Source organism: Parasphingopyxis sp. (assembly GCF_052168275.1).
In the GTDB taxonomy this organism is placed as follows: Bacteria; Pseudomonadota; Alphaproteobacteria; order Sphingomonadales; family Sphingomonadaceae; genus Parasphingopyxis.
On record NZ_JBQLZM010000028.1, the window covers coordinates 1 to 10,962 of the forward strand.

The 10,962-nt window shown below is 65.2% G+C and carries 8 protein-coding genes; 1 reads left to right on the top strand and 7 read right to left on the bottom strand.

All coding sequences use genetic code 11. The features are described from left to right. From ACTS1X_RS02480 to ACTS1X_RS02510, 7 genes are all read right to left on the bottom strand, one after another. The coding region (locus ACTS1X_RS02480) for a polysaccharide biosynthesis/export family protein (RefSeq protein ID WP_442612805.1) at positions 1-1,512 on the bottom strand (1,512 nt) is incomplete at its 3' end. Beyond that, the gene (locus tag ACTS1X_RS02485; protein WP_442612806.1) at positions 1,509-2,666 is read right to left on the bottom strand and encodes a hypothetical protein; all 1,158 of its coding nucleotides are present in this window, start codon (positions 2,664-2,666) and stop codon (positions 1,509-1,511) included. The genes ACTS1X_RS02485 and ACTS1X_RS02480, both read right to left, overlap by 4 nt. Continuing rightward, entirely contained in the window at positions 2,663-3,325 is a 663-nt protein-coding gene (locus tag ACTS1X_RS02490) for an ABC transporter ATP-binding protein (protein ID WP_442612807.1), read from the bottom strand. The genes ACTS1X_RS02485 and ACTS1X_RS02490 overlap by 4 nt, the downstream gene beginning before the upstream one ends. A 4-nt stretch (positions 3,326-3,329) precedes the next feature. Further along, entirely contained in the window at positions 3,330-4,187 is an 858-nt protein-coding gene (locus tag ACTS1X_RS02495; protein ID WP_442612808.1) for an ABC transporter permease, read from the bottom strand. A 4-nt stretch (positions 4,188-4,191) separates the two neighbouring features. Then, positions 4,192-5,508, bottom strand: a complete 1,317-nt coding sequence (locus tag ACTS1X_RS02500; RefSeq protein ID WP_442612809.1) for a UDP-glucose dehydrogenase family protein — start codon at positions 5,506-5,508, stop codon at positions 4,192-4,194. A 77-nt stretch (positions 5,509-5,585) separates the two neighbouring features. After that, positions 5,586-7,154: a glycosyltransferase gene (locus tag ACTS1X_RS02505; protein WP_442612810.1), complete on the bottom strand. Its 1,569-nt coding sequence runs from the start codon at positions 7,152-7,154 to the stop codon at positions 5,586-5,588. 183 nt (positions 7,155-7,337) lie between these two features. Continuing rightward, the gene (locus ACTS1X_RS02510) at positions 7,338-8,642 is read right to left on the bottom strand and encodes a glycosyltransferase family 2 protein (protein WP_442612811.1); all 1,305 of its coding nucleotides are present in this window, start codon (positions 8,640-8,642) and stop codon (positions 7,338-7,340) included. Between the two features lie 80 nt (positions 8,643-8,722). Between ACTS1X_RS02510 and ACTS1X_RS02515 the strand changes: the two genes are divergently transcribed. Next, a complete protein-coding gene (locus tag ACTS1X_RS02515) occupies positions 8,723-10,759 on the top strand; it encodes a glycosyltransferase (protein WP_442612812.1) in 2,037 nt (678 codons plus the stop codon). Positions 10,760-10,962: the final 203 nt, after the last annotated feature.

Consider the following 10,962-nt stretch of genomic DNA (forward strand, 5'->3'; position numbering starts at 1 on the left):
ACCGGCGCGACGCACATAGTCGCGTGCGTCGTTGTCGGGTGTCCAAAGCAATGTCTGCGGCAGCTCCACTTCACCGGCGACGACCACCGTCTGGTTGATATAGGGAATGATGATGACGTCGTCCGGCTCAAGCAGAACCCGATTGAGATCCGCATCGTCGGGAAAAGCGACGAGCCCGCGCGGCTGGACCTGACGGGCGCGCTCGATGAACGTCGCCAGCGATGCGGCCTGGGCCGCACGCGCCGATGCCGAAGCGGCCGATGTCGAGGGTGCCGTGTAGATAGCTCGCTCGAGACGCGCCAGATTCTCCTGCAAGAGTACGCGCTGCGTCTGGGCGATGCTTTCCCGCTCGAGATGGATCATCGCCACATCGGCCAGCGGATCGAGCGGGATCCGGGCAAGCAGCGGGCCCAGATAGTCGCCGCGGTCGACGACGTACGCGGACGGGCCGTCATGCGCGCCCAGAACGCGAACGATGAACGTGCCGGACGGCGCATCGGCCTCGTAGCGCACGCGGTCACCATCGGCGAGCGGCATCGCGGCGAATTCCTCGCGGGAGACGTAGGCGTTGAAAGGCACGCCGTCGCGGGTGCCCAATATCGACACATGCGTGATTTCCGGACGCGGGCGCGAATAGCGGAGCAGTTCGGCGCCGGTCCCGGCGACATTGGCGAATTCGAACGTGTAGGGGGCGCGCGCGTCGCCGCTTACCGACACGACCGGGCCCTGCTGGCCGACGACGATGACGTCGCCGTTGCGGAGATCGACGCCCGACAGGTCGCCGTTGAGCAGGAAATCGTAGAGATCGATCGACCCGATCGTTTCGCCCGCCCGCCGAATGATGATGTGCCGGTAGCTGCCGCGATCGGCGTCGATGCCTCCGGCATTTTGCAGAAAGCCGATCACGGAGGACCGGCTGTCGCCGTCATGGCCGCCGGGCCGGTTCACCGGGCCGGTCACGAATACCTGGATATCTCCGGCATCGGCTACCGTCGCGTAAACCTGCACAGTCGATTGATAGACCTGCGATGCCGCCGCGCTGACGACGGAGTTCACCTCGGATGCGCGGACGCCGGCAACATTCACCGGCCCGACATTCGGCAATGCGATGTTGCCTTCAGCGTCGACTATCAGTTGGGCCGTCTCGTTGACCAGGCCGTACGTCGTAACCGTGACGGCATCTCCGGGTTGCAGCACATAGTTGGAATCCGCCACACCGGCTGCCGACATGGCCTCCGCGCCCGACTCCACGGGCTGCTCCTCCGGAAAGAGTTCGGAGCCGAACGGGGGCGGCCGGCGCCCGGCCAGCTGATCCTGCCGCAACGTGGTCGCACGCTCCTCGCCGCCGCGTTGATCGTCCTGGATCACCGCCGCGGGCGCGGAGCCCGCACCGACCGCGCTGGCACCGACATCTTCGTTAAACTGGGCGGCGGCGGGGACGGCGGCAAAGGCCAGCAACGACAGCGCCAACAGGCTCCAAACGCGGAATAGGATATGCGGCAATAGGGTCATTCCATATGATCCTTGACGACGGAATAGCCGAGCATCGCGATGGCCATCAAGAGCGCCGCGGCGATCGCAAAGGCGATTATGTTGGCAAATCGGGCCCAATAGTTCGAAATTTCCGCGGGCCGGGGCGGAACGAAAGCGACGAGGTAACGCCGTTCATTGGCGCGCTGGGCGATCGCCTGCCGTTCCGCCTGGATGGCGGCGTAATAAGCCTGTTGCGCGAATTCATAATCGAGAAGGGCGGTTTGGGCGCTGACATCCCGCGACGCCTCGGACACGCCGAATCCGCCACGGGCCTCGCGCAAGGCTTCCACGCGCTGCCTCTCGAGCGCCGCGATCCGCTCGTCCATGGCCCGGATCTGGGGAGAGTCCGGTCTGAACTGGGCAATCGCAGCCGCGCGCTCGACCCGCGCATTGGCGAGCTGGCCCTCGATCTGTCCGACCAGCCCGACCTGCTGTGCGGCCTCGCCCTCAAGGGTCGTGGCGCGGTTCGCACGCGATGAGATGACGCGTTGACGCGCTTCATTATAGGCTTCCCGTCGCGACGCGACCTCCTCGCCGGCCACTCGAACGGCCTCGTCCTGCACACGCCCGTTCAGGGCGTTGACCACATTCTCGGTTTCGGTCAGCACGCCTTCGGCAAGACGCAGGGAATCTTCGGGCGTGTACGCCCGGACGTTCACGGTAATGATCTTGGACGTCGCATCGTACGCCGCCGCCACCTGGCTGCGCCAGAACTCGGTCTTGGTCTCGATCGCCGACGAGGGCGCCACGCGCGCGAACGGATCGAAACTCCATCCACCGAAGGCAACGTCGAACCCGTAATTTTCCTCCAGGCGCCTGACCAATGCGCTCGACGTGATGAACTCGGTCACAACGAGGCCGTCATTGGTGGTCGACGTGATCGCCGGCAGGCCCATGCCGCCCAGCAAGTCCGGGGGTTGCTGCTCAAGCCCCTGGATCGTGAACATCATCTCGGTGTCATATTCGGGGCGGGCCAGCAGCGCATAATAGATGAACACCAACAGGGTCGGGATCACGATGCCCGCGGCGATTATCCGAAAGCGCAGGCGACGCCGGGCATGCCGATCGGCCGCTTCTTCGGGCGCTATGCGGAACCAGCTCCGCGCCGTTTCGAGAACTTCGATTCGGTTCATTTTCGGGTGACCCGCTCATAATATTCGGTGGCTTCTTCAACGCTGTCGAACATTTCCAGCCGACCTTGATGAACGACGCCCGCACGATCGCAATATTCCTGGATTGCCGTTGGCATGTGAGAGGTTAACAAGATATCGGATTCTTCCCTGCGCCTGGCGAATTCGGCTTTGGCCTTTTCCTGAAACGTGAAATCGCCGGTGGCGAGCGCCTCGTCAATGACATAGACTTGAAATCTGATAGCCATGCTGAGGCCGAAAGCCAATCTCCCACGCATGCCCGAAGAGTAATTTTTGACCGGTTCGTGGATCGCATCGCCGATTTCCGCGAAATCCTCCACGAACGCCGAAACCTCGTCTATATCGGCATCGTAAATCCGGCAGACGAATCGCAGATTTTCCATCCCCGTCAACGAACTGTTGAACGAAGACGCGAAACCCAGCCGCCAACTGACCGATACGTCTTTGCGAACCTCCCCGAAAGTCGGTCGTTCCGCGCCGCAGATGATGCGCAGCAGGGTCGATTTGCCGGCTCCGTTCACGCCCATGATGCCGTAACTGTGTCCGCGCTCGAACACGGCGTTGATGTCGTGCAGCACGGTTTTCTTGCCCGCTCGACGCGAGCGATATGTTTTGGTGACATTACGCAACTCGATGGTCATCGCATTAGCTCACTATTTCCTCATCGCCGGTAAGAAGGAGGATGCGGTCGATGACCATGCCGATGAGCAGCGCAATCGTCGCGCAGGTCATCGGGAACAGGATGGAATAGGCGCTGCTTTCGAACGTCGGAATCATCGCGGAGCGAAGCCACTCGACCATATGAGCCACGGGATTGTATGTCATGTAGCCGCGCACGCCGTCCGGCAGCTGCTCCAGCGTGAAGAATATCCCTGAAAGGAAATAGATCGGGCGGCCCAGATATCCCCATATGTTCTTCCAGATCGGCACGACGCGGGCGAGGCTCGAACTCAGATACATCGTACCGAAAGTAAAGTAGAACATGCCCAGCGTCGCCGCGATCACGCCCGGGGGGTCGCCGAAGAACCAGCTCGGGGATACATCGGCGATATAATAGAGACCGACAAGGAAGATCAGGAATACGACGACTGTGGTCGCCGATTCGAGCAGAATTCGCGCAACGAGGATATCGGTCGGCATGACCTGCGGATAGGTCAGCAGGCCGAGACTCGCCGACACGGCGCTGGCGCCCTGACCGACCGCCCCGCGCCAGAAGAACAGCGGCACGATGCCGGTCACGAAAAACACCGTTATCGGCGAACCGACCGGCGAACTCCGCCCGAGAACCGAGAATATCGCAACGAACACGGCCAGTACGATGAGCGGATCGACGATGGCCCAGGCATAACCGATGTTGGAGTTGCCGTAGCGCGTCCGCGATTCCCTGAGAATCACCGCAAAGACCACGCGCCCCATGACGACCAGGCATTGCCAAAGCTCGGCGAACCATTCCGCGCTGAACGGAACACGGTCTCCCGAGCTGGTGGGAAGCTGTTTTGCCATGATTCTAGACGACTTTTTCCACTTGTCCGATACCGTGATAGCGCAGACCCGCGCGGGCAGCCTCATCCGGCGAGTAGATGTTGCGCAGATCGACCAGAACGGGCTGTGTCAGAATCCCGGCGATACGGTCAAGGTCGAGTGCGCGAAACTCGTCCCATTCCGTCACGATAACCAGTGCGTCCGCCGCAGTCGCTGCCGCATACGGGTCGCTGCAGAATTCGACATCGTCCATCACGGCCCGCGCCTGCTCCATGCCTTCCGGATCATAGGCGCGGATCGCAGCGCCTTCGTCCTGCAGCGCCTGGACGATCGAAATGGCCGGGGAATCGCGCATATCGTCCGTATTCGGCTTGAAAGTGAGCCCCAACAGCGCAACCGTCTTGCCGCGGATATCGCCATTCATGGCTTTGACGACCTTGCGTCCCATGGCGCGCTTGCGCGCGTCGTTCACCTTCACCACCGATTCCACGATGCGCAGCGGGACCTGCTCGTCCTCGGCCGTCTTCAGCAGCGCGAGCGTGTCTTTGGGAAAACAGGATCCGCCATAGCCGGGGCCGGCATGGAGGAATTTCGGCCCGATCCGATTGTCGAGACCGATGCCGCGCGAAACCGACTGGACGTCCGCGCCGACCGCCTCGCACAAATCGGCGATCTCGTTGATGAAGGTGATTTTCGTCGCGAGAAAGGCGTTGGCCGCATATTTGATAACTTCGGCCGTGCGCCGCGTCGTGAACAGCAACGGCGCCTTGTTGAGATTGAGCGGACGATAGATGGCCTCGAGAACCTCGCGCGCACGCATGTCCTCGACGCCGGCGACGATCCGGTCGGGATGCTTGAAATCGTTGATCGCCGCGCCTTCGCGCAGAAATTCGGGATTGGACGCCACCGAGACCTCGGCCTCGGGCGCTGTTTCCCGGATCAGTCTTTCGACCTCGTCCCCGGTGCCCACCGGTACAGTGGACTTGGTTACCACGACTGCCGGGCCGGTCAACGCGTCGCCGATCTCCTTCGCAGCGGCGTAGACATAGGAAAGATCGGCATGGCCGTCGCCCCTGCGGGACGGGGTACCCACCGCGATGAAAACGGCATCGGCGCCGGCCACGGCTTTGGCGAGATCGGTCGTGAATGACAGCCGGCCGCCGCGGACATTGTGCTCGACCAGCGCTTCGAGCCCAGGCTCGAAGATCGGCATGATTCCCCGTACCAGCGCGGCGATCTTGTCGGCGTCCTTGTCGACGCAGACGACCTGATGGCCGAAATCCGAAAAACAGGCTCCGGACACCAGGCCGACATAGCCCGTTCCGATCATGGCAATACGCATTGGAATCGTCCCAAAATACTCTGGGCGCTGTTACAATAGCCGTCTGGCCAGCGCTACCCCGGCAAAAACCCAATTTCCTACAGCGGTTTGACGGCGTCGGCGTAGATCTGGGCCAAAAGGTCCCCGGCTGAGGGTTGTGGTCGAGCGATCGCTTCCGAGCCGAGCATGGCGGCCATCCGGGCCGCCCAATCGCCATCCTGGTCGAGGGTGGCGGCAGGGTCTTGCTTCCAGGCCGACTGGGACCGCCATGCGGCGTCGCTGGCCAGTGCGCGCCGGCCCTGCCCCACGGCCTGGACCAGGATCGCGGGAACTTCCGAGCCCAGCATCTCGTCCCGTTCGTTCGGAAACAGCACCAGATCGAGCGCGGCGAGCAACGCCGGCCAGCGCTGCGGCGGCGGCAACCCGATGAATCGGATACCGTCGGCAATGCCCAGTGCTTCGGCCTGGTGCGCGAGTTCGGCCGCGCGATTGCCCTTCCCCAATATCAGCAGCTGACGGGAGTCGCCGTCGACCGACAGTCTCGCGAAAGCCTCGATGCATCGGCGGATACCCGGATCGCCGTCGAGCGGTGACGCAAGGCCGACGGTCGGTATATCGGGTTTCGCGCCATATTCGACCAGCGCGGCCGTTATCGCCTGAGGGTCCGGCGTGTCTCGCTCGCTGTCGATCGGGTCCGGGACGATCCGGTGGGAGATGGCGAGCCGATCGAGGTGCGCGGACGCCGACGGGCTGCGGACCACGAGATCATGGGCCATGTCCGCCAGCCCCCGCAATCGCGTAGCGGTGACGGCCGCCAACTCGCTATCGGGCAGGCGTGTCAGCGCCCCGGGAGGGTTCGCGATCTCCACTATCAGGCGGCACCCGGCCGCGGCCGCTTTCGCTGCGTGGCGGCACGCATTCGCCACCGAGTCGGCAACGACATGGACGTGAGAGAATCGCTGGAAATCAGAATCGTCGATCGAAGAGTGAACCGATGAAGACAATCCGGCCGACGTCGCGGCGGCGCGTGCGGCGGCGATACGCGGCAGGGCGATCCAGCGCGGTGGACACAGGATCGCAAGCCCGGCATCGCCTGACGCGCGCGACCCGCCGCGATCGATCGCACCGTCCCAGCGCCCTTTCCGGAGTATCTCCGCATCTTCGACTATGCCATCGCACAGACGGCGCTGGCCCTCGGACAGTGGCTGCCGATCGCGGATCGCCGCACACAATGTCCCCGGCACGGCCACCTGGCCGGCTTCCCGCAACCGTGCGGCCAGCGCGAAGAGGCGCTGGTCGCCCGGATCGAGATCGACCGCCTGCCGGCCGAGCCGGGCGGCGAGCGCCGGATCATGGTCGAGCGTCCAGTGCGCGAGTTCGGCGAGCGCCCGCGCCTTCGCCGCCGCGCGGTCTCGCCGACCGGCCACCCATTCGGCTGCCGCTTCGGCGCCATCCGCGACCGCGCGGTCGAGCGCGGGATCGACGAGATGCAGTCGCTCGGCCACGTCTTCGGCAAAGCTGTTGGGCACGCGTTCGCGGCGTTTGGCTTTCTGCTTGGCCCGCAGCCGCCGGATCTTGCCGGGGAGCGCCATCAGGCCCTTCAGGCTTCGGGCCTCGATCAACGCGCGGCCGAGCCCATGGGCAAGCGTCCGATGCGCGTTGATCACGCGATATTCGAGTATGCGCTTTTCGGTTTTCAGGGCCAGTATCTCGCGTTCGGCCGCTTCGCGCGCGGCGCGTTCCGCCGCGAGCTGCGCGTCCAGCCCGGCGCCGTCCGTGTCCTGATGCTGCGTATCGCTAATCGGCCCTGTCCTCGGTCTGCCTGTCTTGGGCTTGCATTTGCCGCGTGTCTATGCCGCGTCCGGCTCGACTGGCAAGCGCGGCGCCTCGAGCCCGGCATGACGGAACATCCAATCCGCACGATAGGCATAGCGCTCGCGCCCCAGCAGGCCCCCTTCCCGCTCGCGGCTCAACGAGCCGGACCGCCAGCGCGCGACGAGCAGGACCGCCGGATCGCGGCACACGGCCGTCTTGCCGTGCAGCATCTCGAGCCGGGCGAACATCTCCGAGTCCGCCCCCGTTTGGACTTCTTCGAACGGCCCGGCCGCGACCAGCGTGTCGCGGCGCAGGAACATGGTGATGGGAACCGGCCGGACGATCGGGAATATCCGGGGCGCAACCGGCCGGCCCGCTTCGTCCATCCGGATATGGTTGGCGATGCCGACCGCATGCGATCCAAGACCGCGCAACTGGCGCTCGATACGCTCGACCGGAGACCAGTCGTCGGCATCGAGAAACGTAATGAAATCGCCGGTTGCGGCCGCGACCGCGCTGTTCCGCGCGCCGTAAACGCCCGGCGTCCGCTCGTTGGCCAGACCTACGATTCGACCGTCGGCTTCGGCCAGCCTCCGGGCGATGGCGGGGCCATCATCGGTCGAACGGTCGTCGACGAGAAGGATTTCCAGGTTCCGCCAGCTTTGCCGGGTGAGCGAACCGACCGCCGTTTCGAGCGTTGCCGCGGCATCATGATAGGGAATCACGACGGAAATCTTCGGTCCTTCGCCGACCGCATCGGCCGTCCCGCCAAGGTCGTCGATCGTGAACGGCTGATCGCTGTCGATAAGCGGCGCGCACAGGCCGTCGATCGTGAACATGGCGCCGAGCGCGATTCGCGCCTTTGCATGGTCGCCCAGGGTAGTCGCGACATGCGCCCGGATCGCCGCCGCCTCGCGCGAATCTCCGGCGCCTTCGGTCAACCGCGACGCGGCCTCGTCGATCCGGCCTAGGGCAAGCAGGCAGGCGGCCGCCGCTTCACCGTCGGCATCGGGCAGCAGGGCGAGCGCCGCCTCGGGATCGTGCAGCGCCAGCAGCCGGGCGGCCAGGCGGCGTTTCGCGGCCGGCAGCGCCGCCAGGGCCGCCCGCGCCTCGGCATCCGCGCGCCCCAACGCCGCGGTCGCGAGATTCCGGCCGGTTCGCGCAGCCGCGTCGCGGGCCGGATAATCGATGGCCAGCGGATGGAGGCCGAGCCGCGCCAGCACATAGGGGTCGTCCCCGCCTGCTTTGAGCGCAGCCCAATGCATCGACCGATCGGCCGCCTTGCGCGCCGCCCAGCGTTTCAGCCATCCGAACGGAGACGCCGCCAGGCGTTCCACCATGCTATCGTTCGGGAACCGCGCCAGAATTTCTCTCCCCTTCACATTTGCCGCGCGCACGGCCGCATTCTATGGCGAGCATCGTGACTGACAGCTTACCCGCCCCTGCGCAACGCCCGAACCGCGCGTCGCCCGCGGCGGTTCCCGCGACCGATCCGCTGAGCGAAGCGCTGGAGAGGATCGCGGACGAACCCGTCGCCGCCCTTGTATCGGAAGAGGAAGCGCGCGCCGAAGGACGATCCCTGGTCGAGGAAGCCGACCGCGGCGATTATACGCCATGGCTGCTGTCCCGCGCCATCGATCTCTGTGTCCAGTTTCCGGCCGACGAACAGCTGCAATATCATGTCGGGCGGCTGATTTCCCTGTCGGGCGACGCGGAATCGGCGCGGTTGTGCTGGCGGGGAATGGTCGAGAGATTTCCCAATTCTTACAATGCCTTCCCTCAATATCTTCGAACCGTTCTGAAGGCATTCGGGCCCGATATCGCCGCCGGGATCCTGGCCGGTCATATCGGTACCGCCGATCCGGCCGCCGATCCCGCCAGAGCATTGCTGGTCGCGCGCTGCCGCGCCCTGCTGGGCGATCGCGACGAGGCGCTGGCGTTGCTCGACCGCGTCGCGAGCGGATCGCTGGAGACCGAGATCGCCGTCGAAAAAGCGCGGCTGTTGCGGATGGCGGGCCGGTTCGACGAAGCGCTGGCGGTGCTGGAGACGAGCGAAGCCGCCGCGGCTGCCCCCGAACTGGCGACCGATATCCGCCGTGCGGCGGCGCTGTTCAGCGGTCCGCACGCAGCGGGTCCGCCCAGCGTCGCCGCGCTCGACACATTGCTCGCAAAAGCGCTCGAGCACCGGGCCAGGCATCGCCCCGTGCGGCTCGGGGATCGCACGGGCGGGGTCGTCCTCATCGGCGGCTCGCTCGGCGGCGGCGGCGCGGAACGGCAGCTCGCCAATACCGCGCTGGGCCTGATCGGACGGGTCGCCGCCGGCGACAGGATCGACGGCCCGGTCAGCATATTCTGCCGCAAGCTGGACCGCAGACGCAGCAACGATTTCTACCTGGCGAAGCTCGAAGCAGCCGATGTGCGGGTGGCCGATTATCTCGCCGCGCCCGCCTGGGGCGGCGACCCGCTGGCCAGCCGATTGGCCGCCGATCGCGAACTGATCGAACTGCTGCCGCCGCGCATGCGCGAGGGCATGATCCGGCTTACCGAAACGTTGCGTTATGAGGCGCCGGACGTCGTCCAGATTTGGCAGGACGGAATGATCTTCGCCGCCGGGCTGGCCGCATTGGCAGCCAACGTTCCGCGGATCATCCTCAACGTCCGGACGATGCCGCCCAACCGCCGGACCGACCGCCAGAAACCCGAACAGGAAGTGCTCTATCGCGGCCTCCTCGCCGCGCCGGGCGTTACGCTGACCGCGAATTCGCGGATCGCGGGCAAGGCGTATGAAGACTGGCTCGGTTTGCCGGGTGGGAGCGTGCTGACGGTCGCGAACGGCGTCGATCCCCTGCCCGTCGACGCACCCGATGGCGAAAGGAAGCGCTGGGAACGGTTCGACGCGCGGACCGGCGGCAAAGGTTTCGTTCTCGGCGGTGTGATGCGGCTCGACGACAACAAGCGTCCGCTGTTGTGGCTCGATATCTGCGCGGCGCTGGCGCGGCGCGATCCTTTGGCCCGGTTCGTCATTGCCGGCAACGGACCGTTGCGCAGCGCCGCTGAGGAACATGCCCGCAACGTCGGGGTAGCCGAACGGACGCTGTTCGTCGGGCGGACGATGCATATCGGATTTTGGCTGGAGAAGATGGATATGCTGGCGCTCACGTCCCGGCATGAAGGCGTGCCGAATGCGTTGATCGAAGCGCAGCTTGCCGGTGTCCCCGTTCTGACGACGCCCGCCGGCGGCGCGCCGGAGGCGGTCGCGCCCCATTCCGCCAACTTGGTGTTGGCCGACGCCGAACGGCCCGACGCCGAAAACGCCGCGCGCCATCTTCACGCGCTCTCGCAGGATGCCGGTAGCCAGCTGGACGATGCGCGTCGCCGCGTGCGCGACTGGGCATGCGAACATTATGCCATGGACCGAATGATCGAACGGACGCTCGATATCTTCGCCATGCGATAGGCCGTCGGGCGACGGCATCGAATTGGGGAAGCCCAAAAGAAAAAAATGAAAAAGGGGCCGGTCTCGCGACCGGCCCCTTTTCTTTGTGGCTTGCGCCGATCCTTACATGCCGGGGCCGTAAGTGATCTCGACGCGACGGTTCTGCTGTTCGCGAACCCCGTCGGCCGTGTCGACCAGCGGACGGCTCTCACCGAACGCTTCGC